Origin of the sequence: Mesorhizobium sp. M0184, from assembly GCF_040322215.1 — a bacterium.
In the GTDB taxonomy this organism is placed as follows: Bacteria; Pseudomonadota; Alphaproteobacteria; order Rhizobiales; family Rhizobiaceae; genus Mesorhizobium.
Window position 1 is genome coordinate 25,463 of the sequence record NZ_JAMYSZ010000008.1, and the last position, 22,140, is coordinate 47,602.

18 protein-coding genes are annotated in these 22,140 nt (G+C 62.5%); 5 read left to right on the forward strand and 13 right to left on the reverse strand.

Features of this window, described 5'->3' with window-relative positions; translation table 11 throughout:
• Window positions 1-4 precede the first annotated feature (4 nt).
• Complete coding sequence (locus tag NKJ23_RS12120) at window positions 5-1,261, forward strand: Hsp70 family protein (protein ID WP_352680461.1); 1,257 nt, start codon at window positions 5-7, stop codon at window positions 1,259-1,261.
• Window positions 1,262-1,266: 5 nt separating this feature from the next.
• Here NKJ23_RS12120 and NKJ23_RS12125 read toward each other — a convergent pair whose 3' ends face one another.
• Entirely contained in the window at window positions 1,267-2,169 is a 903-nt protein-coding gene (locus tag NKJ23_RS12125; RefSeq protein WP_352455139.1) for a LysR substrate-binding domain-containing protein, read from the reverse strand.
• Between the two features lie 280 nt (window positions 2,170-2,449).
• On the opposite strand from NKJ23_RS12125, the gene NKJ23_RS12130 reads away from it, so the two are divergent.
• The 3 genes from NKJ23_RS12130 to NKJ23_RS12140 are packed head-to-tail and all read left to right on the forward strand — an operon-like array spanning window position 2,450 to window position 7,058.
• Window positions 2,450-5,380, forward strand: a complete 2,931-nt coding sequence (locus NKJ23_RS12130; protein ID WP_352680462.1) for a molybdopterin oxidoreductase family protein — start codon at window positions 2,450-2,452, stop codon at window positions 5,378-5,380.
• A complete protein-coding gene (locus NKJ23_RS12135) occupies window positions 5,377-6,111 on the forward strand; it encodes a 4Fe-4S dicluster domain-containing protein (protein ID WP_352680463.1) in 735 nt (244 codons plus the stop codon). Before NKJ23_RS12130 ends, NKJ23_RS12135 begins: the two co-directional genes overlap by 4 nt.
• An 11-nt stretch (window positions 6,112-6,122) precedes the next feature.
• Entirely contained in the window at window positions 6,123-7,058 is a 936-nt protein-coding gene (locus NKJ23_RS12140; RefSeq protein WP_352680464.1) for a dimethyl sulfoxide reductase anchor subunit family protein, read from the forward strand.
• Between the two features lie 2 nt (window positions 7,059-7,060).
• On the opposite strand, the gene pdeM is transcribed toward NKJ23_RS12140, so the two are convergent.
• From pdeM to NKJ23_RS12165, 5 genes are all read right to left on the reverse strand, one after another.
• Window positions 7,061-7,777, reverse strand: coding sequence for a ligase-associated DNA damage response endonuclease PdeM (gene pdeM / locus NKJ23_RS12145; protein ID WP_352680465.1), 717 nt, complete (start codon window positions 7,775-7,777; stop codon window positions 7,061-7,063).
• Window positions 7,774-10,296 (reverse strand): ligase-associated DNA damage response DEXH box helicase, encoded by a 2,523-nt coding sequence (locus tag NKJ23_RS12150; protein ID WP_352680466.1) that lies wholly within the window; start codon window positions 10,294-10,296, stop codon window positions 7,774-7,776. The genes pdeM and NKJ23_RS12150 overlap by 4 nt, the downstream gene beginning before the upstream one ends.
• A gap of 67 nt (window positions 10,297-10,363) precedes the next feature.
• Window positions 10,364-11,224 carry a C40 family peptidase gene (locus NKJ23_RS12155; protein WP_352680467.1) on the reverse strand — a complete coding sequence of 287 codons (861 nt, stop codon included), beginning with the start codon at window positions 11,222-11,224 and terminating at the stop codon, window positions 10,364-10,366.
• A gap of 13 nt (window positions 11,225-11,237) precedes the next feature.
• Window positions 11,238-11,588 carry a MarR family winged helix-turn-helix transcriptional regulator gene (locus NKJ23_RS12160; protein WP_023676939.1) on the reverse strand — a complete coding sequence of 117 codons (351 nt, stop codon included), beginning with the start codon at window positions 11,586-11,588 and terminating at the stop codon, window positions 11,238-11,240.
• 69 nt (window positions 11,589-11,657) lie between these two features.
• A complete protein-coding gene (locus tag NKJ23_RS12165; RefSeq protein WP_352680468.1) occupies window positions 11,658-13,022 on the reverse strand; it encodes a leucyl aminopeptidase family protein in 1,365 nt (454 codons plus the stop codon).
• Window positions 13,023-13,144: 122 nt separating this feature from the next.
• Here NKJ23_RS12165 and NKJ23_RS12170 point away from each other — a divergent pair, with 122 nt between their 5' ends.
• Window positions 13,145-13,966, forward strand: coding sequence for a tetratricopeptide repeat protein (locus NKJ23_RS12170; RefSeq protein WP_352448681.1), 822 nt, complete (start codon window positions 13,145-13,147; stop codon window positions 13,964-13,966).
• A 116-nt stretch (window positions 13,967-14,082) separates the two neighbouring features.
• Here NKJ23_RS12170 and NKJ23_RS12175 read toward each other — a convergent pair whose 3' ends face one another.
• The 7 genes from NKJ23_RS12175 to cpaB are packed head-to-tail and all read right to left on the reverse strand — an operon-like array spanning window position 14,083 to window position 22,116.
• The gene (locus tag NKJ23_RS12175) at window positions 14,083-15,099 is read right to left on the reverse strand and encodes a type II secretion system F family protein (RefSeq protein WP_023676936.1); all 1,017 of its coding nucleotides are present in this window, start codon (window positions 15,097-15,099) and stop codon (window positions 14,083-14,085) included.
• Between the two features lie 9 nt (window positions 15,100-15,108).
• Window positions 15,109-16,122, reverse strand: coding sequence for a type II secretion system F family protein (locus NKJ23_RS12180; protein WP_352680469.1), 1,014 nt, complete (start codon window positions 16,120-16,122; stop codon window positions 15,109-15,111).
• Window positions 16,123-16,151: 29 nt separating this feature from the next.
• Window positions 16,152-17,660 (reverse strand): TadA family conjugal transfer-associated ATPase, encoded by a 1,509-nt coding sequence (locus NKJ23_RS12185; protein ID WP_352455132.1) that lies wholly within the window; start codon window positions 17,658-17,660, stop codon window positions 16,152-16,154.
• 29 nt (window positions 17,661-17,689) lie between these two features.
• On the reverse strand, window positions 17,690-18,973 hold the full coding sequence (locus tag NKJ23_RS12190) for a CpaE/TadZ family protein (protein WP_352680470.1): 1,284 nt from the start codon (window positions 18,971-18,973) through the stop codon (window positions 17,690-17,692).
• A 55-nt stretch (window positions 18,974-19,028) separates the two neighbouring features.
• The gene (locus NKJ23_RS12195) at window positions 19,029-19,763 is read right to left on the reverse strand and encodes a CpaD family pilus assembly protein (RefSeq protein ID WP_352680471.1); all 735 of its coding nucleotides are present in this window, start codon (window positions 19,761-19,763) and stop codon (window positions 19,029-19,031) included.
• 14 nt (window positions 19,764-19,777) lie between these two features.
• A complete protein-coding gene (locus NKJ23_RS12200) occupies window positions 19,778-21,304 on the reverse strand; it encodes a type II and III secretion system protein family protein (RefSeq protein ID WP_352680472.1) in 1,527 nt (508 codons plus the stop codon).
• Window positions 21,301-22,116 carry a Flp pilus assembly protein CpaB gene (gene cpaB, locus NKJ23_RS12205; RefSeq protein WP_023676931.1) on the reverse strand — a complete coding sequence of 272 codons (816 nt, stop codon included), beginning with the start codon at window positions 22,114-22,116 and terminating at the stop codon, window positions 21,301-21,303. Before cpaB ends, NKJ23_RS12200 begins: the two co-directional genes overlap by 4 nt.
• Between the last annotated feature and the right edge of the window lie 24 nt (window positions 22,117-22,140).

Sequence of the window (22,140 nt, forward strand, 5' to 3'; positions counted from 1 at the left end):
CACGATGCGACCAGCATTTGCCGGTATCGACTTCGGCACTTCGAATTCCACCGTGAGCGTGGTCAGGAACGGGCAGCCGCGGCTGGTGGCGTTGGAAGACGGCCAGGTCACGCTGCCCAGTGCGGTGTTTTTCAATTTCGAGGACAACCGCACCTATTTCGGGCGACGCGCCCTTGCCAACTATACGGACAGTATCGAAGGCCGCCTGATGCGCTCGTTGAAGAGTGTGCTCGGCAGCTCGCTCGCCCACGAAAAGACGCGCATCAAGGCGCGCTCGATCGGCTTCATGGAGATTGTCGGCCTGTTCGTCGGCCATCTGAAAAAGAAGCTGGAAGAAGAAGCCCATGACGCGGTCGACAGCGTCGTGCTGGGACGGCCCGTGCAGTTCGTCGACGACGATGCCGAGGCCGACGCCAAGGCGGAGCACGAACTCGAAAATGCCGCTCGTGCCCACGGCTTCAAGCACATCGCCTTCCAGTTCGAACCGATTGCCGCGGCACTCGACTACGAACAAAAGGTGACGCGCGAGGAACTGGCGCTGATCGTCGACATGGGCGGCGGCACGTCCGACTTCTCAATCGTGCGGGTCTCGCCCGAGCGCGCCCGCTCGCTTGACCGCAAGGACGACATCCTGGCCAGCCGCGGCATCCACATCGGCGGCACCGACTTCGACCGGCTGTTGAGCATCGCCCATGTGATGCCGCAGCTCGGCCATCTCTCACCGACCAAGGATGGCAAACGTAATCTGCCGGCGAGCTACTTCATCGACCTGGCGACGTGGCAGCGCATCAACCTGGTCTATACCGCGAGGGCGATGACGCATCTGCGCCAGATCCGCTATGAGGCGGAGCGCGCGGACCTGGTCGACCGGTTCATCCACATCGTCGAGCATCGTTACGGCCACGCGCTGGCGGCACTGGTCGAAAAGGCCAAGATTGAGCTGACGGACCGATCGTCGGCCGATGTCGAGGTCGCGCTGCCGGACGTGAGGTTCACGGCAGAAATCACGCGCAAGAGTCTCGAAGCCACCATAGCCAGGGACATTGAGCGTGTTGCGGCTACGGTCGAGCAGACCATCCGCGACGCACAGGTGAAGGCCTCGGATATCACCGCGGTGTTCTTGACCGGCGGATCGACCGCGATCCCGCTGGCCAGGCAGCAGATCCTGGCGCTGGTGCCGCAGGCGTCGGTAATCGAAGGCGATGTGTTCGGCTCGGTCGGGCTTGGGCTGGCGCTCGACGCGCAGCGGAAGTTCGGCTGATCGGCTTAAAGCGGCGCGGATCTCTCAGCTTTGCCGCCAAGATGCGCCTTGAGCGCCATCTGGGCCAGGCTTGGCTGCCGGTCGCGATGCGTGATCATGGCAAATTCGCGCTTCGGCAGATCGATCGGCACGGAACGCAGACTGCCTTCGGCGACCGCGCGCGCGACGACGAGTTCCGAAATGATGCTGGCGCCGGCGCCGGCCTCGACCGCCTGGCGAATAGCCTCATTGCTCGGCAATACCAGGAATATCTGCAGGTCCGCGAACGAAATCCCGTCGCGTCGGGCAAGGTCCTCCAGCGCCTCGCGCGTGCCCGACCCGCCTTCGCGAATGATCCAGCGAAGCCCGCCAAGGTCGGGATGTCCAGGCGAAACTTCTGCGATCTCAGGGTGCGAGCGCGCCACGACCAGCATCATGCGATCGATATCGACCTTGGCACGCCGCAAAATGTCGGATTCGGTGCGCCCCTCGACCAGGCCAAAATCGGCTGCGCCATCAAGTACATTGGTCTCTACCTGCCTGGTGTTGCCAATGCTCACGCTCAGCCTGACGGCAGGATAGGCTTCGTGGAAAGAGGCGAGCCGGCGCGGCAGCCAGTAACTGGCGATGGTCTGGCTGGCAGCGATCGAGAGACTGCCTGATATCGTCTGCGAGACATGCTCCAGCACATTGTGGGCGGCCGCAGTCCGCTCGAGGACCGCCTTGGCCTCGGGCAAGAATCGGCGTCCGGTCTCGGCGAGCTCGATATTGCGGCCCACTCGGTTGAACAACTGGACGCCATGCTGCTGTTCGAGCGAGCGGATCGCGGCGGATGCGGCCGACTGTGAGATGCCCAGCAACTCGGCCGCTTTGGTCATGTGCGCCCGTTCGGCGACGGCGACGAAGATCCGCAATTGGTCCAGAGTCATGCCAGCAATTAAGAAGCAACTCCGATTAGAATTACAAGAGCAAGTTGTTAGACGGATCGGTTGCTTTGTTCTAAATTTTGGCCCGAAATTGGAAAAAAGTCGCGCCAGAGCAGTCGAGGGTAGAATTGGTGGGGCGGTTCAAATCGGTGTTTGCGCACTGGACCCGCAGCCTGCGGCGGCGGCTCTTGGGTGAACGCTATCGGCCGGAAGAGCATTACATGCGCGGCCCTGGCCCGAAGACGAGAGCCAAGTTCGCGGAGCGCAAGAGCATCACCGGATCATGACCAACAACCTGCTGCGCGGAGCCAATTCGGCACCATCACAACGGCCGCTTGCCGATACGCGCGCCCCCGCTGAAGGCGACGGCGTCGATACTTCGCCTGATGTCTCCGACAGCATCGCCAAGACCACCTGCTATATGTGCGCCTGCCGCTGCGGCATCGACGTCCATATCAAAGACGGCAAGGTTCGGTATATCAACGGCAACAAGGATCATCCGGTCAATCGCGGCGTGCTGTGCGGCAAAGGCAGCGCCGGCATCATGCAGCATTACAGCCCGGCGCGGCTGACGAAACCATTGCTGCGCACCGGACTGCGCGGCTCGGGCGAGTTCCGCGAGATCGAGTGGGAGGAAGCTTTGTCGATCGCGACAGAACGGCTTTCCAACATCCGCCAGACCGATCCGAAGAAACTCGCCTTCTTCACCGGCCGCGACCAGTCGCAATCGCTGACCGGTTGGTGGGCGAGCCAGTTCGGCACGCCGAACTTCGCGGCCCATGGCGGTTTCTGCTCGGTGAACATGGCAGCCGGCGGCCTCTACACGATTGGCGGCTCGTTCTGGGAGTTCGGCGAGCCCGACTGGGACAACACCAAGTATTTCATGCTGTTCGGGGTTGCCGAAGACCATGATTCCAATCCGATCAAGATCGGCCTCGGCAAGCTCAAAGCGCGCGGCGCCAAGGTGGTTTCAATCAATCCCTGCCGCACCGGCTACAACGCGATTGCCGACGACTGGATCGGCATCCGGCCCGGCACCGACGGCCTGTTCGTGTTCGCCCTCATCCACGAATTGCTGAAGGCTGGCCGCATCGATCTCGAGTACCTCTTGCGCTACACCAATGCCCACATCCTGGTCGTTCAGGAGCCTGGAGCTGTCGATGACGGGCTGTTCATGCGCAATGGCGACGGCAATCCGCTGGCTTGGGACAGGGTGGCGAAGATGCCTGTCAATGCCAGCGATGCCGACGCGAAGCCCGCATTGACCGGCAGCGTTCTCGTCGACGGCCGCCGCTGCGTGCCAGTCTTCCAACTCGTCGCCGACCGTTATCTGGACGAGAGCTATTCACCGGACGCCGTCGCTGACCGGTGCGGCATCTCCGCCGACACCATCCGACGCATTGCCGCAGAACTCGCCCATGTCGCCTTCGAACAGCAAATCGAATTGCCGGTGGCCTGGACGGACTGGGCCGGCCGCCGGCACGAGACCATCAAGGGTCGGCCGGTGTCGATGCATGCGATGCGCGGCATCTCGGCCCATTCGAACGGATTTCACACTTGCCGCACCATTCATCTGCTTCAGGTGCTTCTCGGCACGGTGGACGCGCCGGGCGGCTTCCGCTTCAAACCGCCTTATCCGCGGCCCGCGCCGCCGGCTCCAAAGCCCGCCGGCAAGAATGTGAAGCCGATGACACCGCTCGAAGGCATGCCGCTCGGCTTCGTCTGCGGACCGGAGGACCTGCTGATCGATGAAGGCGGCAAGCCTGTTCGTATCGACAAGGCATACTCCTGGGACGCGCCGCTGGCCGCCCATGGGCTCATGCACACGGTCATTCGTAACGCCTGGGCGGGCGATCCCTACAAGATCGACACTCTGTTCATGTACATGTCCAACATGGCCTGGAACTCGTCGATGAATACGGTCGAGACGATGGCGATGCTGACCGATATCGATGCGTCGGGCGAGTACAAGATTCCGTTCATCATCTATTCCGACGCTTATTATTCCGAGACCGTACCTTTTGCCGATCTGGTGCTGCCGGACACGACCTATCTCGAGCGTCATGACTGTATCAGTCTGCTCGACCGGCCGATCAGCCATGCCGACGGGCCGGGCGACGCGATCCGCCATCCCGTCGTCGAGCCGGACCGCGACGTCAGGCCGTTCCAGACGGTGCTGATCGAACTCGGCGCGCGGCTCAGCCTGCCCGGCTTCGTTGACGACGACGGCTCCGCCAAATACCGCGACTATGCCGACTACATCGTCAATCACGAGCGCACGCCAGGTGTCGGTCCGCTCGCCGGCTGGCGCGGCAAGGACGGGGCCTCGGTCGGCAAGGGCGAGGTCAATCCCGACCAGTTGCAACGCTACATAGATAATGGCGGCTTCTGGCACCAGGACTTCGCCGCCGATCAGCGCTACTACAAGATGGCCAACCGCTCGTATCTCGAATTCGCTGAGAGCATGGGCTTCATGCCGAAGGCCGAGCCGATCGTCTTCCAACTCTATTCGGAGCCGATGCAGCGCTTTCGCCTTGCGGCGCGCGGCCATGGCGGGGTGCTGCCGCCGGAGGCGGAGCGCAGCCGTATCGAGACCTATATGGATCCGCTGCCGTTCTGGTACGCGCCCTTCGAAGAGGCTGCGGTCGACAGCCAAGCCTATCCGCTGCACGCGCTGACGCAGCGGCCGATGCACATGTACCATTCCTGGGGCGGGCAGAATGCGTGGCTAAGGCAGATCACCAGCCAGAACCGGCTGTTCGTGCACAATCGGACCGCCGCCAGCCTCGGGCTTGCCGATGACGACTGGGTGTGGATCGAGAGCATCAACGGCAAGGTCAAAGGACAGATCAAGCTGGTCGACGGCGTCAACGCCAATACGGTGTGGACCTGGAATGCGATCGGCAAGCGTCGCGGCAGCTGGGGGCTGAAGGATGACGCGGCCGAATCCAATCGCGGCTTCCTGCTCAACCACATCATCGGCGACCAGACCTCTGCCGATGCGAATGGCAAACACTATTCGAATTCCGATCCTGTCACCGGCCAGGCGGCATGGTTCGACCTGCGCGTGCGCATCGTCAAATGCGCAGACGAGGAAGCAGGCTTCACCGAACCGCAGTTCGAGCGGTTCCGACAGCCACCGCATTTTGAGCCCCCGCCCGATAAGCTTAGTTTCGGCGCCGAATTCCGTCGGGAAAGAGAAGCTGCCAAATGACTTGCCTTCCCGCCCATACCGACAAGAAGCTCGGCCTTGTCATCGATCTCGACACCTGCGTCGGCTGCCAGGCCTGCGTTACCGCCTGCAAAGAATGGAACACCGGCGGCCACATGGCGCCGCTAACCGACATCGACCCCTATGGCGGCAATGTCGACGGCGTCTGGTTCAACCACGTGCACAGTTATGAGCACATGACCGAGATGGGTGGGCGCACGGTCAATTTCCCACGCTCCTGCCTGCACTGCGAGACGCCGGCCTGCGTCACGGTCTGCCCGACCGGCGCCTCCTACAAGCGGGCGTCGGATGGCATCGTGCTGGTCGACGAGGACAAATGCATCGGCTGCAAACTGTGCAGCTGGGCCTGTCCCTACGGAGCGCGCGAATTCGACACCAATGTCGGCGTGATGAAGAAATGCACGTTGTGCGTCGACCGCATCTACAACGACAATCTGGCGGAAGAAGATCGCGTGCCGGCCTGCGTCGCTGCTTGCCCGACCAGCGCGCGGCATTTTGGCGATCTGGGCGATCCGGCATCCGCTATCTCGCAACTGGTGGCCGAGCGCGGCGGTGTCGATCTGATGCCGGAAATGGGCTATAAGCCGACCAACAAATATCTGCCGCCACGTGCCCACACCACCCGCGCCGCATCGGTGCCGGCGCCAGCGCTTGAAGCGGTGCGGGCCGAAGGCGGCTTCCTCGGCTGGGTCGACCGCATGCTTTCGAACTGACCCGTGCCTTCATGCATCCAGCCTTCTCCGTCGTCTTTTTCACCACCGCCACGGGCGCCGGTTACGGCCTGCTCGCGCTGCTTGGCGTGCTCGCCGGACAGGGCTTTATCCCGCCCGATTTCTGGCTTGGCCTCACCGGCATGGGGCTGTCGCTCGGCCTGATCTCGGCAGGCCTGCTGTCGTCGGCCGGCCATCTCGGTCGGCCCGAACGCGCCTGGCGCGCCTTTTCGCAATGGCGCAGCTCATGGCTGTCGCGCGAAGGCGTTGCCTCGGTCGCCACCTTCGTGCCGGCGGGACTGTTCGGTATTGGCTGGGTGGTCCTCGGCCGTACGAGCGGCTGGGCGGCTGTCGCCGGGCTGCTCGCTGCCATCGGCGCGGTCGCAACCGTCTGCACCACCGGCATGATCTACGCGTCGTTGAAGCCGATTGCCCAGTGGCACAGCCGCTTCACCCTGCCCGCCTACCTGGTCTTTTCGGCGATGACCGGCAGCGTACTGCTCAACGCCCTGCTGCAGGGATTTGCCGCAGGCTCGAATATGTTTCTGGCGGCTGCCCTGTTGCTGACCGCGCTCGGCTGGGGTTTGAAGCTGGCGACCTGGCGATACAATAACAGGCTGGAGATCCCGACCAATGCCAACACCGCAACCGGGCTTTTCGGCGGCACGGTGCGGTCGCTGGAATGGCCGCATACCGAGGAAAACTATCTGCTCAAGGAGATGGGTTTTCGCATTGCGCGCAAGCACAGCGCTAAACTCCGCCAGATCACGCAGGTGCTGGCCTTTGCTTTGCCCGCGTTGCTGCTGGTCGCGGCGTTCGCCTTGCCGTGGCCCTATGCGGCAGCACTGTCGATACTCGCCGCAATCGCCCAACTCGCCGGAATGCTGGTCGAGCGCTGGCTGTTCTTCGCCGAGGCCAAGCACACGGTCACTTTGTACTACGGCAGGTAGGTTCAGCCCGGCCTGAGCATCGCGTGGGAAATCGCGAAAATGCGCTCTGTGCCAAGCATATAGGCCATCAGCGTTTCGCGGCGGAACAGCCCGGCATAGGCGCGATCGAGCACGTTGAGCGAGCCGGTATAGGCGCCGAAAGCCGGCATGATCATGCGGCCGCCATCGCCGGCAAAGCAACGACGCCGCACCGAACGGCCTTGCTGCACGATGCGGGCGCAAGGATGCAGGTGGCCTGATATCTCGCCTTCCACTCTCACCGCCGAAGGCTCGTGCCGGAAGAGTAGCGAGCCTATGGCCAGCTCGCGCACGGTCTCGCCTGGCAGGTCGGCCGGCGCTTCAGGATCATGATTGCCGGCGACCCAGAACCAGTCGCGCCCGACCATCAGCCCTTCCAGCCTTTGGCGAAAGCTCGCGTGCATACGTGCGGCGCCGCCGCCATCGTGAAAACTGTCGCCCAGACTGATAACGATCGCAGGCTGATAATCGGCGATCACCGCCTGCAGCCGGAGCAACGTCGCACCGGTGTCGTAAGGTGGGACCAGCGTGCCGCGCCTGGCCAGTGATGAGCCTTTTTCCAGATGCAGGTCGGATACGGTCAGAAGCCGGAATTCGGGAAAATAGAGCACGCCGCGACGGTCGCAGATCGCGCGTTCGCCGGCGATACGGACAGCGCGCGCATCCGCCAGAGGCGCAGCCATGGCGAGCGCGACAGTCATTTCGTCCCCATGGCCTCCTCGACCAGTGTGGCTGCATCCATCAGCAGCGTGTCATCGGCCTCGCCGTGCACCGGCATTTTGCCGATCTCGAGCATGATCGGCACGGCGAGCGGCGATATCTGCTCGAGGTTCTTATGCATGATTCGACCTTGGACGCGCGAGAGCATCTCGGCAAGTCTGCTGACATCCAAGAGACCGGTCGCGGCATCGGCACGCGTCGCCTGCAAAAGGATATGGTCGGGCTCGTGGCTGCGCAGCACGTCGTAGATGAGATCCGTCGACACGGTTACCTGGCGGCCGCTCTTCTCCTGCCCCGGGTGGCGTTTCTCGATCAATCCCGAGATCAGCGCGCAATTGCGAAAGGTGCGCTTCAACAACCAACTGCCGGCGAGCCAGGCTTCGAGGTCGTCGCCCAGCATGTCCTGATCGAATAGCGCAGCCAGCGACGGTTTCTTCGCCCTGAACATATGGCCCATATCGGCCAGCGACCATATGGCAAGCGCATAGTCGGTGGCGACGAAGCCGAGCGGCTTGGCTCCCGCCCTGTCGAGGCGGCGGGTGAGCAGCATGCCGAGCGTCTGGTGCGCCAGCCTGCCCTCGAACGGATAGGCCACCAGATAGTAGCGGTTGCCGCGCGGAAAGGTCTCGATCAGCAGATCGTCGCGTTTCGGCAGCACCGACTTGTCGGCCTGGAAGCGTAGCCAGTCCGCGACCTGCTCCGGCAGCTTCTTCCAGCGCTGCGGATCGTCCAGCATGGCGCGGACCTGTTCGGCCAGGTACGTCGAAAGCGGGAATTTGCCACCACCGTAATACGGCACCTTGGCGTCGCTGCCGGGTGCATTCGAGACAAAGCACTCATTCTCGCGGATACCTTCGAAGCGCAGCACCTTGCCGGCGAACATGAAGGTGTCGCCATGCGTCAGCGTTTCGAGGAACGCCTCCTCGATCTTGCCCAGAACCCGGCCGCCACGCGAAGCCGCGCCTCTGCTGCCGGCCTGGACGTAGCGGACGTTGAGCGCCGGCACTTCGATGATGGTGCCGACGTTGAGCCGGTATTGCTGGGCGACGCGAGGATTTGAGACCCGCCACAGTCCGTCCTTGTTCAACCGGATGCGGGCATAGCGCTCGTAGTTCTTTAGCGCATAGCCGCCAGTGGCGACGAAATCGATGACGCGATCGAATGTCGGGCGATCGAGATCGGCATAGGGTGCTGCCGTCCGCACTTCCTCAAACAGCGCATCGGCATGGAACGGCGCACCGCAGGCACAGCCCAGCACGTGCTGCGCCAGGACGTCGAGCCCGCCATCGACCAGCGGCGGCGTATCCTGGGCACCGAGATAATTGGCGTCGAGCGCCGCCCTGCATTCCAGCACCTCGAAGCGGTTGGCCGGTATCAGGATCGCCTTGGACGGCTCGTCCATACGGTGGTTGGCGCGGCCGATGCGCTGCGCCAGCCGGCTGGCACCTTTCGGCGCGCCGACATGGACGACCAGGTCGACATCGCCCCAGTCGATGCCGAGGTCGAGCGTCGACGTGGCGACGATGGCGCGCAGGGCGTTCTCGCCCATTGCCTTTTCGACACGCCGGCGCTGCGCGACGTCGAGGGAGCCGTGATGCAGCGCGATCGGCAAGGTCTCCTCGTTGACCCGCCACAACTCCTGGAACAGCAACTCCGCCTGGCTGCGCGTGTTGACGAACAGCAGGGTTGTCTTGTGGCGCTTGATCTCGTTGTAGATTTCCGGCGTTGCGTAGCGGGCCGAATGTCCCGCCCACGGCACGCGCTCCTCCGAATCGAGAATGGAGATGTCGGGCTTGGCGCCGCCAGTGACGACGATCAGTTCGGCCATCGGCCCCGGTGGATTCTGGCTGACCAGCCAGCGCCGCAATTCGTCAGGCTCGGCGACCGTCGCCGACAGGCCTATCGTCTGCAGGGCGGGCATAAACGAGCGCAGCCGGGCCAGCCCGAGCGACAGGAGATGCCCGCGCTTCGAGGTCACCAGCGAATGCAATTCGTCGAGCACGACATAGCGCAGGTCCTCGAAGAAGCGCCTGGCATCGGGCGCGGCAATCAGCAGCGCCAATTGCTCGGGCGTGGTCAGGAGAATGTCGGGCGGCGCCAGCTTCTGCCGCTGGCGCTTGTGTGCGGGCGTGTCGCCGGTGCGCGTCTCGACGGTGACCGGCAGCCCGATTTCTGCGACGGGTTTGCCGAGATTGCGCTCGATGTCGACGGCCAGCGCCTTCAGCGGCGAGATGTAGAGTGTGTGGATGCCTCCATGCGCCTGCCCCGGCCTTCTCCTCGGTCGGCCGGCCAGTTCGGTCAGCGATGGCAAGAACCCGGCCAGCGTCTTGCCGGCGCCGGTCGGGGCGATCAGCAATACCGACCGCCCACCCTGGGCTTTGGCCAGCAAATCGATCTGGTGGGCGCGCGGCGACCAGCCCTTTTCCGCAAACCATTTGACAAATGGCTCGGGCAGGACGACGGCGGCATTCTGTTCGGCAAGGCGCGGCTGCTCTGTCACGCGCCAGACGTAGCGCGGCGGCGCGCAATCGCCAAGCAGAATCAGAACAAAAGGTGATCGATTCGCGTTACGGCCGGCGAAACCCGGTCGGTCCGCCATAGAGATAGCCGATACGGGCGACCGCCTCCCTCAGTCCTTCACGCGACACCAGCATGGTGTGGCCGTTGGCGTGGACCATGGTCTCCGGGTCCGTCATGATCGCGACGTGGCCTTTCCAGAAGACCAGGTCGCCGCGCCGCAAACCGGCAAAATCCGGCCCGGGTTCGAGCGGCTCGCCGACGGTCGCCGCCTGCATGTCGGTGTCGCGCAGCACTTGCCTGCCAGCCATGTGCATTGCAAGTTGCACGAGACCGGAACAATCGATGCCGAATCCGGAGACGCCGCCCCACAGATAGGGCGTGCCGAGAAACGCCTCGGCGACCGCGACGTAGTCGGGGTGAACCTCGGCGACCGGCCTGAGATGACCCGAGATGACCGCCTGGCCGGACGGCAGCAGAGCATAATGCGTGCCCCGCGTTTCCGCTGAGCCCGTCACCGCCACCAATGACCCCATCGAGAGCTCCCCGCCCACCGGGAACCGCAAATCCGGTCCCGGATAGAGGAAAGTACGCGGCACCGAGACAACATGCGTGGGTGCATGGTCCCGACCGCCCAGCACAGTGTCGGCGACATAGCCGACATAGCCGTCGCGCTCGGCCTGTATCCAGGCCCAGCCCTCAACGTCCTCGAAGACGAGGACGTCTTCGCCGAACAGAAGCTGGGTATCGACGCCGGCATCCGGGCGCGGAGCCTTGCGGACATCGGCCACGGAGGCTGATATGCGAGCCGGCCGGCCGGCGACGAAACGGTCGGCGGAAACCTCGCCTTTCAGCCTGGCGTCGGCGAGATCGGAGCGGAAGGCATGGAGGCGGGCATCCCTGGCGGTCAAATCGGCAACTCGTTCAAATGGGCAACTCTTGGGCTCTGGCAATGATAACATCGCCAAAGCGCTCGACAAAGAGCGCGCCTTCGACTGTACGCCTGACCAGCACGTTGCGCTTGTCGAGCTCGTCGCGGTGGCGCGACACCAGTTTCAGCGCCCCCATCGTATCGAGCGCACGGGTGATCACCGGCTTGGTGACGTTGAGGCGGGCGGCTAACCCCCGCACCGTGTGTGGCGGCGGATCGAGATAGATGGTGAACAGGATCGCCGTCTGGCGCATAGTGAGATCGGGCGCGTCGTCACGCACCTCGGATAACACCACCTGTTGCCATAGTCGCAAGGCCTGGCTTGGACGCATGATAATCGACATCCGTCCAGCATGTCGGAAAATTGTTTCGGTTCCGTTTCAGTCAATACCTTCGTCGGCTATGTCCTAGAATCAGCCGTAGCGGTTCGAAATGACCTGCTCCAGCGCCCGGATGCCTTGCGCTTCGCCACCGGCAAGGCCGTGCGGACGGTCGGACGGGTTCCAGGCGAAGATGTCGACATGCGCCCAGCCGGCGGTCTTTTCCACGAAGCGCTTCAGGAAAAGCGCCGCGGTGATCGAGCCGGCGAAACCGTCCGACGTGACGTTGTTGATGTTGGCCACCTTCGACGCCAGCTTGGCGTCATAGGGCTTCCACAACGGCATCCGCCATAGCGGATCCTCGACCGCAACGGAGGCGTCCGCCAGCTCGGATGCAAGCGTCTCGTCACCGGTATAGAACGGCGGCAGGTCGGGACCGAGCGCAACACGGGCAGCGCCTGTCAGCGTTGCCATATCGACCAGCATCTGCGGCTCTTCGTCATCGGCCAAGGCCAGGGCATCGGCGAGCACCAGCCGTCCTTCGGCGTCGGTGTTGCCGATTTCGACGGTGATGCCCTTGCGGCTCACCAGCACGTCGCCTGGCCGGAAGGCGTTGCCGGCTATCGAATTCTCGACAGCGGGGATGAGCACGCGCAGCCGAACCTTCAACCCGGTGGCCATGATCATGGAAGCGAGACCCAGCACGTTGGCAGCGCCACCCATGTCCTTCTTCATCAAAAGCATGCCCGAGGACGGCTTGATGTCGAGACCGCCTGTATCGAAGCAGACGCCCTTGCCGACCAGCGTTATCTTGGGGGCATTGTTCGGCCCCCAAATCATGTCGATCAGGCGTGGCGCGTCGGCAGAAGCCCGACCGACGGCGTGGATCATCGGAAAGTTGGCGGTAAGAAGATCGTCGCCTTTGGTCACCGATATTTCGGCCTTGTGCGTCGCGGCCAAGGTCCGGGCGGCTTTTTCCAGCTGATCGGGGCCCATATCGCTGGTCGGCGTGTTAACCAGATCGCGCGCCAGGAAAATGCCATCGGCGAGGCGGCGGATGCGGGCGGCGTCGGTGCCTGCCGGCAGCGCGAGGCGAAGCGTCTTGCCTGGCTTCTTGCCGTAGCGGGTGAAGACATAGCCGCCGAGCGCCACGGCGAGTGCCGTAAGCTCCGGCTTGGCCGGTGCGGACGCAAAATGCCACTCGCCTTCGGGCAAGGCTCTCGCTAGTGCGCCGATGGCCAGTGCGCCCTCGCCATCACCGGTGCCGAACAGGGCTCCGGCAATCGCGCCGTTGTCGCCAGGCACGATCAGCGTCCTGCCGGCCTCGCCGGAAAAGCCGTTGGCCTTGGCCCAGGCGACCGACGATGGCGCAAGGCCCGCCGCCGCCAGAGCATCCTTCGCCACCAGATGGACCGGCAGCGCATTGCTCAATTCTTTCTCGACGAGTTCGACAGGCATTCGCTGGCCTCCGGCTTCCGAGTCGGCGTTTCTTAACTCTCCGTTAGGGTTAACAGAATATTTCTGCGGGAGGAAAGATGACCTCGCAAATGGTCACGCGCATGAACGGAGCCCTGGTGCCGATGCCGACCAACCGCAGGATGAACGCCAGCGCAAATAGGCTGATCAGCACGGCGTTGATGATGGCGCTTGCCGCAGGCGTCGCCGGCTGCGGAACCAGCAAATTGACGACTGGCTCGATTTCTCGTCCAAGCGGCAAGCCGCTGGAAACAATGTCGGCGGGCGAACTGCACAACGCTACGATGGCGCTTGGCCAGTCCTATTCGAAAAACCCCAGCGACAAGCGGATCGCGACAAATTATGCCGCGGCGCTGCAGATGGACGGCGACGCAGACCAATCGCTTGCGGTGATGCGCAAGCTGGCGATCGCCCTGCCGAAGGACCGCGACGTGCTCGCCGCCTATGGCAAGGCGCTTGCCGCCAACGGACAGTTCGAACCGGCTCTCGATGCCGTGCGCCGCGCGCAGACCCCTGAATATCCTGATTGGAAACTGGTGTCGGCGGAAGCTGCCATTCTCGACCAGCTCGGCCAAAAGGACGAGGCGCGCCAAGGCTATCGCAAGGCGTTGGATCTCAGGCCGAACGAACCGTCGATCCTTTCCAATCTCGGCATGTCGTACGTGCTGGAAGGTGATTTGCGCACGGCCGAAACCTATATGCGCTCAGCCGCCCAGCAGCCGAATGCAGATAGCCGCGTCCGCCAGAACCTTGCGCTGGTCGTCGGTCTGCAAGGCCGTTTCGACGAGGCCGAGAAGATCGCCTCGCAAGAGCTGTCGCCGGATCAGGCGCAGGCTAACGTCGCTTACCTTCGCCAGATGCTGGCGCAGCAGAATGCCTGGAGCCAGCTCAAGGACCAAGACAAGGCAAAGCCCGCCACCAACTGACCGCTTCGAGCGCCGAACCGGCGCGCGAATTCCGCAACATGTCTAACGCAAAGAGCCGTGCTGCACCGGCAGCGTGGCTCTGAATCGTATCAGCGTTTCTGGCAACGCCGCTGGCGCTACTCGCTGCTGGATTTCGGCTGGTCGCCAAAGATGCCGCGCTGGCTCACCTGAATGCCGGCGGGACCCAGAATGATGGCGAACAGCACCGGCAGGAAGAACAGGATCATCGGCACGGTGAGCTTCGGCGGCAGCGCGGCCGCCTTCTTCTCGGCGGCATTCATGCGCATGTCGCGGCTCTCACTGGCAAGCACCCGCAACGCATGCGCCACGGGCGTGCCGTAGCGCTCGGCCTGAACCAACGCCTGGGACACCGACCTGACGGATTCCAGGCCAGTTCGGCTTGCAAGGTTCTCGTAGGCCTGCTTGCGCTCCTGCAGATAGGAAAGCTCGGCGTTTGTCAGGATGAATTCTTCCGCCAATGCCACCGATTGCGCGCCGATCTCATCGGCGACCTTGCGAAGCGCCGCTTCCACCGACATGCCGGACTCGACGCATATCAGCAACAGGTCGAGCGCGTCCGGCCACGCCATCTGAATCGATTGCTTGCGCTTGGTAGCGCGGTTGTTGACGTAGAGCACCGGCGCGTAGAATCCCGCATAGGCTACCACGATGCACACGAACAGCTTCACGAAAAGCGGCTGCTCGGGCAATCCGCCGAGCACGAACAGATACATCGCCGCCAATGCAAAGCCGATGAAGGGCAGGACGAGACGGAAGAAAAGGAAGCGCGTCAGCGGATTTTGCCCGCGAAAACCCGCCACTTTCAATTTCTGCAAGGTACCTTCATCCGCCAGCGCACGCCTGAGATCCAGGCGATCGACAATATTGCGCATGCCGACCGACTGTTCTTCGCGCAGGCCCTTGCGGCGGCGGTCGGCTTCGACTGCCAGCCGCGCGCGCTGCTTGGCGCGCAGCTCATCGCGCTCCAGCGCTACGGATTTCATGCGCGCCTTGAGCTGGTTCCCGCCAAAAGCGGGCAGCAGCGTGAAGACGGTCGCAAACACCGCGATGCCGACCAGCAGTGCGATCAGCAGGGACGGGTCGGTGAGAGTTCTGATGACGTGATCGGTCATACGCGAGTCCTAGACTTCGAAATTCATCATCTTGCGCATTACCAGGACGCCCATCGACATCCAGATGCCGGAACAACCGAGGATCAGATGGCCGGTGCTGGTGATGAAGAGGGGCATGATGTAGTTCGGGCTCGTCAAATAGACGAGAAAGGCGACGACGAAAGGCAACGCGCCGATGATCACGGCGGATGCCTTGGCTTCCATGGACAATGCCTGGACCTTGGCTTTCATTTTCTTGCGGTCGCGAAGCACGCGCGAAAGATTGCCCAGCGCTTCGGAAAGATTGCCGCCGGCCTGAGACTGGATCTGGATGACGATGCCGAAGAAGCTCGCCTCGGCGCACGGCATCGTTTCTGGCATGCGCATGGCCGCGTCGGGGATCGACAAACCCATTTGCTGCGAATCGACGATGCGGCGGAACTCGGTCTTGACCGGCTCGGGGGATTCGTTGGCGATCAGGCGCACGGCGTCGTTCAGCGGCAGGCCGGATTTTACCGCACGCACGATGATATCGAGCGCGTTCGGAAATTCGTTGAGGAACGCCTTGACGCGGTGCGCGCGGCGAAACGAGACGAACCAGCGGGGCAGACCCAAGACGCCGACCAGCAGCGCAGCCGGCAAGACCAGCAACGGTGCGCCGATGAAATAGACAAGAGCCGTCAAGACGACGCCGCAGACCGCCGAGTAGACATAGAAGCGCTCAAGCGAGATCTTCATGCCGGCCTGACGGATTTGGATCTTCAGCGGTGGTTTCTTGACCAGGCTCTGATTGGACTTTTGCTTTTGATCGAGATCCTTCAGCGAATCCTGGACGGACTTGCGACGCTTGGCCGCTTCCGCCACGCGATCGCGCGACGCCTTGACGACGGAACGATCCGTCTCGGCGGTCTTGATCGATTCAAGCCGCTTGCCGACCTGCTTCTCGGTGCTGATCCGGTTGAACAGGAAAGCATAGGCCACAGCGCCGGCGCTGAAGCCGGCGAGCACGACGAATGCCAATACGGTGCCGTCAATTCCGAACATCGACCCTGGCCCCCACGCTTCCAGACGGATCAATCAGCGCGTTTCTCCATCGCCTCGAGCGCAACCGCGAGGCGCTGCTCCTCACCGTAGTAGCGGGCGCGCTCCCAGAAATGCGGACGGCCGATGCCAGTCGACACGTGCTCGCCCAGCAGCCTGCCGTTCGCGTCCTCGCCCTTGATGTTATAGAGAACGATGTCCTGGGTGATGATGACGTCGCCTTCCATGCCGATCACCTCGGTGATGTGGGTGATACGCCGCGATCCGTCGCGCAGGCGTGCAGCCTGTATGATCACGTCGACGGAGCCGACGACGATTTCGCGCACGGTTTTTTGCGGCAGCGTGTAGCCGCCCATGGCGATCATCGACTCTATACGGTTGAGGCATTCGCGCGGGCTGTTCGAGTGGATCGTTCCCATCGAGCCGTCATGGCCGGTGTTCATCGCCTGCAGCAGGTCGAACACTTCGGGTCCGCGCACTTCGCCGACGATAATACGTTCGGGGCGCATGCGCAGACAGTTCTTGACCAGGTCGCGCATGGTCACTTCGCCCTCGCCTTCAAGGTTGGGCGGACGGGTTTCGAGACGCACCACATGCGGCTGCTGCAATTGCAGCTCAGCTGAGTCCTCGCAGGTGATGACGCGTTCTTCGCGGTCGATATAGTTGGTCAGGCAATTGAGCAGCGTCGTCTTGCCTGAGCCGGTACCGCCCGAGATGACAATGTTGCAGCGGACACGCCCGATGATCTTGAGAATCTCGGCCCCTTGCGGAGAAATCGAGCCGAACTTGACCAGCTGGTCGAGCGTCAGCTTGTCCTTCTTGAACTTGCGGATGGTAAGTGCGGTGCCGTCGATAGCCAGGGGCGGTGCGATGACGTTGACACGGGAGCCATCAGGAAGACGCGCATCGCAGATCGGGCTTGATTCATCGACGCGGCGGCCAACCTGGCTGACGATACGCTGGCAGATGTTGAGGAGCTGCTGGTTGTCGCGGAAACGGATGCCGGTCTGCTCGACCTTGCCGTTGACTTCGATGTAGACGTTCTTGGAGCCATTGACCATGATGTCGGCAATATCGTCGCGGGCAAGCAGTGGCTCCAGCGGCCCGTAGCCCAAAACGTCGTTGCAGATATCCTCGAGAAGCTCTTCCTGCTCGGCGATGGACATCGCGAAATTCTTGATCGCGATGATGTCGTTGACAATGTCGCGGATTTCCTCGCGCGCGCTTTCGGGATCGAGTTTGGCGAGCTGCGACAGATCTATCGTATCGATGAGTGCGGCGAAGACCTGGCTTTTGGTGTCGTAGTAGGTTTCGCTCTTTTGGCGCTGGATACTTTTCGGCTCCGGGGCCAATGGCGGCGGCTCGACCGCACGGCGAACCGCCGGCGCGGCAGGCGCGCCGGATGGCGGCAGCGCCGCCGACCTGGCAGTTACAGCCGCTTCCACAGGGTTCGCGGCCGCCGGCGCAGCAGGTGCGGGTGCTGGCTGACGGAATTCCGGAATGGTCCGGTTGCCGTCGTCGCTGCCTCTTTTACCAAACATGATCGCTTACCAATTCCACCGCTGAGGCATCACTTCTTGTTGCGCGAAAGCTTGCCGATCAGATTGCCGAGGCCAGCCTTTTTCTTCACCTTGATTTCGCTGCGCCCTGTCAGCACATGGGCGATCTCGTTGATCGTGGCGACAACCGGATTCTTGGCATCCATCTCACCGAGCATACGTCCGTTGTTGGCAGCATTTCCGAACAAAAGCGGCTCGAACGGGATGACCGACATCGGCGAAAGGCCGAGCGATTCGGAGAAGTCGGACGGCGTAATCTCAGGACGTTTCGGCACACCGGCCTGGTTGATCACAAGCTTTGGCGCGGGATCGTTCGGACGAAGCCGCTTCAGCATGTCGACCAGGTTCTTCGTGTTGCGCAGATTGGCCAGTTCGGGCGTCGCCGTGATGACGATCTCGTCGGACTTGACCAGCGTGTTCTTGGTCCAGCCGGCCCACACGTGGGGAACATCGAGCACGAGGAGCGGCGCGCTACGCTGGGCTATGTCGATAAGCTGGGTGAAGGCGTCGGGATCGAAATCGTAGACCCGCTCCAGGGTCGAAGGGGCCGCAAGCAGCGACAGGTGCTCGGCGCATTGGGCGAGCAGCCGGTCGAGATAGACCTCGTCGACGCGTTCCGGCGAGAAGACTGCCTCGGCAATGCCTTGCGCCGGATCCTGGTCGAAATTGATATTGGCCGTTCCGAAGGCGAGATCGAGATCGGCGACAACCACTTCGGATTTGAAAAGGGACGACATGGCCCAGGCCACATTATGGGCTATGGTCGAGGAGCCGACGCCGCCTTTGGCGCCGATGAAGGCAATCGAGCGGCCGATCGGCTCAGCTTCCGGATCAACGAAGATCGAAGACACCACGCTGACGATGTCGGCCATCGACACGGGCGCGATGACATACTCGGAAATGCCCGAACGGATGAGTTCGCGGTACAGGCCGACATCGTTGTAGTGGCCGACAACCACCACCTTGGAGGTCGGGTCACAATGCTCGGAGAGCTGGGCGAGTTGTTCCAGCAATAGCTTCGGCTCGCTGCGCGATTCAAGCAGGATCAGGTTCGGTGTCGGCGCCGACTGATAGAATTCGATAGCGGTGGGGATGCCCCCCATATGCACCTTCAGATGGGCCTTGGCCATGCGGCGATCCTCGCCGGCGCGCTCGACCGGATTGGCTACGCCTTCGGTCTCGCAAAATGCCTGGATCGAAATGCGCGGGATCGGCCGCAACGCCTGCATCGCGGCAATATCCTGCTCCGAGGTTTCGCCGCCCGGTACCTCTGTGTCATAGGCAAGATTGCTCATTGTCATCACTTTCCGTGACTTGCGCGGCCTAGGGTTTGTTGAGCCTCAACACTCGTTAATATTCGACTTCCGAATTGCCGAGGAATTCGTCCGAAATACCTCTGTCACGATAGACGTCGATCACCGCGCCGCGATTTTCCGCGTCGATCGGGGTCGGCTTGCGTGGCCCGATCAGATCGGACGGATTGGCCATCTGGGCAGCCAGGTTGTTCTGATACGAACAGCCGAAATCGGCATAGTGCTTGTTTTCCGAAGTCTGCAGCAGGTCTTCGGGCCAGCGCCCGCATTTATCCGTCTGAGCCTTCACCGAGACGTAGGCAACACGGACCGGTGCGGACGCTTCGGCCGAAACAGACTGATAGGACCGCATGGCGATCCGCTTCCGGCTGATGCCGCTGGCTATGGCCAGCCTGGCGAAATCGCGGCCGGCCACGGCCGCTGCGATTTCGTTGGCTGAGCCGCTCGGAATCTCGATCGTCAGCACCGGAGCCGCGCTCCTGTCGTATCCGTCCAGGAAGCCCAGGAGCGTGTCACGCTGGGATCTGGTCATGCCACGGTCGCCGGCGCCGACCGGAAGGTCGATCTTCTGTATCTTCTCGGCTATGACGATCGGATGGGTGGTGCGATAATCGTCCGGTATGGCACCCACCGTGACGCTGTCGCGATTGGCGCAGCCGGCCAGCAATGCCGCCGCCGCGATCGCCATAATGGGAACGGCCGGCCGCCAGATTCGCGAATGGACTGACCGCGTCGCGGTGATCGCCGGTGCCTTCGATGTTGCCTTAGACATGACCGCTTCCCCGCTTACTTGTAGATAAAGCCGACAACGCCGTGGTAACGGCCGTTGGGCTTGTCGGTCTGCATGGTGCCGTAGACACGGTTGACGCGGCCAAGGAAAATGCCGGCGCCATCGCTGGCGGCGTTGAAATTGTCATCCGGCTTGGCAAGATCGTTGCGCGCCACCGGCTTCACCAGATAGGGCGTAATGATGATGACGAGCTCGGTCTCGTTGCGAACGAAATCCCTGCTGCGGAACAGCGCGCCAAGCACTGGAATCTTTGTCAGACCGGGCAAGCCGTTGACGGCTTGCCTGAGATCATCGCGGACAAGGCCGGCAATCATCATCGAGCCGCCCGAAGGCAGTTCCACTGTTGTGTCGGCCAAGCGCTTGCGGAGCGACAGGGCATTCATGCCCGGGCTTGTTACGCCTTCGGACAAAGACACAGACCCCTCCGTTGTCGGCTCGGAAACCGAGGTTCTGACTTTCAGGCTGATACGGCCGGGAGACAGCACCACCGGCTGGAATTCCAGGCCAATGCCGTATTCGATCTTCTCGACCGAATACGTCTTCAGACCGGTCTGGTTATCGTTTGATACGGCTTGGGAAACGCTGGTCACCATGTTGTATTCGCCGCCAACCTTGAAGGTCGCCTTCTCGCCGGATACGGCCGTCAATGTTGGTTCGGCGAGGGTTTTCATGACACCGGACTGTTCCATGGCATTGATGTAGGCCTGCAGCGTCGAGCTCCCGATAGAGAGGCCCGAGTTCGACAGCGACTTGCCCAAACCAGTGAAATTGTCGCTTACCGCGCCCCAGCTGATGCCGTTGCTGCTGCCGTTGCCGACCATGTTGACGCCGAGCTGCTTCATCACCGAGCGGCTGACTTCCGCGACCGTCACCTTCAGCGTCACCTGGTCGTCGCCGATGATCTGCAGCAGGTTGACGATCTTGCTGACGCGGCGCTCGGCATCCGGGTTATCGATGGCGACGCCGGCTTCAGCCGAACCGCCGGCAGCGGTCTGCGAATATTGACCCGTGGTTGCCTCGCCGCCGGACACGAAAATGGTTGCCAGATCGGCCGCGCGCTTGGCGTCCAGAGGAGTGTCCACGGTTCCGGTCAGAACGACGTTGTCGTTCAGCAACTCGACCTTGACCTCCGATGACGGGATGAAGCGCTTGATATAATCCTCCAGCCCGGCGACGTCACGTTCGACCGCTAGGTCAAGGCTGACGATCTGCTCGCCATTCGGGCCAAAGACGAAGATATTGGTCTCGCCGACCGCCTTTCCAAACAGATAGATGCGCCTGGCGGTGCGGGTCACCGCGTCGGCTACAGCGGGGTTGGCGACGAGAATGTCGTAGGCATCGCTCGGCAGGTCGATGACCACCGATTTGTTCAGTCCGAGCTTCACTCGCTGGGTGGCGGTCGAGGCTGTGACCCTGGCATTGTTCGCCGCACTGGCGTCCAGTATGCCGTATGCATTCGTTCCAAGGATGAACAGGCCGATCGCCGCAGCCAGGGTGACCGGCAGTTTGGTTTTAAGCCTCATTTCCTCGCCCCCACTTCGGAAACTTCGCCCGATTTGATCAACCGCACGGTTCCGCGCCGGCCATTGCCGGAAACCAGGTAATCGGCTTCGCCCACATTCTTGTCCTGACTGTCCTTGATCGAGCGCAGCGCCAATGTCAGGCGATCCGCCATCTGCTGTGCGACGGTGATGATCTCGGACTGCTGCGGCGTCAGTTCCAGGGTGGCGGTCTGGCCAACCCTGGTCTTCTTACCTTCCTCGTCCTCCTGAATGGTCTGGTCGATCGCCAGGACGCGAATGTTCTTCAGGATAGTTTCGGTCGTGAAGCCCGGACCACCGCCATTGGCGGGATCGGCTCTGCGGGTCATGATGACGTCGACGAAATCGTTGGGAAGAATAAAGCCACCGGCCGAGGTGTCGGCCGAGATGCTTGTGGCAACGGCCCGCATGCCGGAGGGCAGGATCGACGACATGAAGCTTTGCCCTTCACCGATCAGCTTCGAGCGCCGCAGCGGCTCGCCGGCGTAGAGCGCCACGCGAGCGACGGCGCCCTTCAGCTTGTCCAGAGCTTCAGGCTCGGCGGCGCGGGTGATGAAATTTGCGTTGATGCCTGCGGACGGCCATGACTCCCAGGAAATGTTGTTTTCAAGCGGACTGCCCATCGGAACGTCGCCGGAAAGGACAAGCACATCCTGCAGCGCGATCGCCGGCGCCTGAGGACCGGAATCGACAACCGGAGGCGGCGGAGCCACGACCATGTTCTTCGCGACATAGCCTGCACCACCGGCCGCGGCTATCGCCACGCTCAGAATAATCAATCGGGATGCTGGCATCTGTCCGAACCTCGCCTTGGCAAA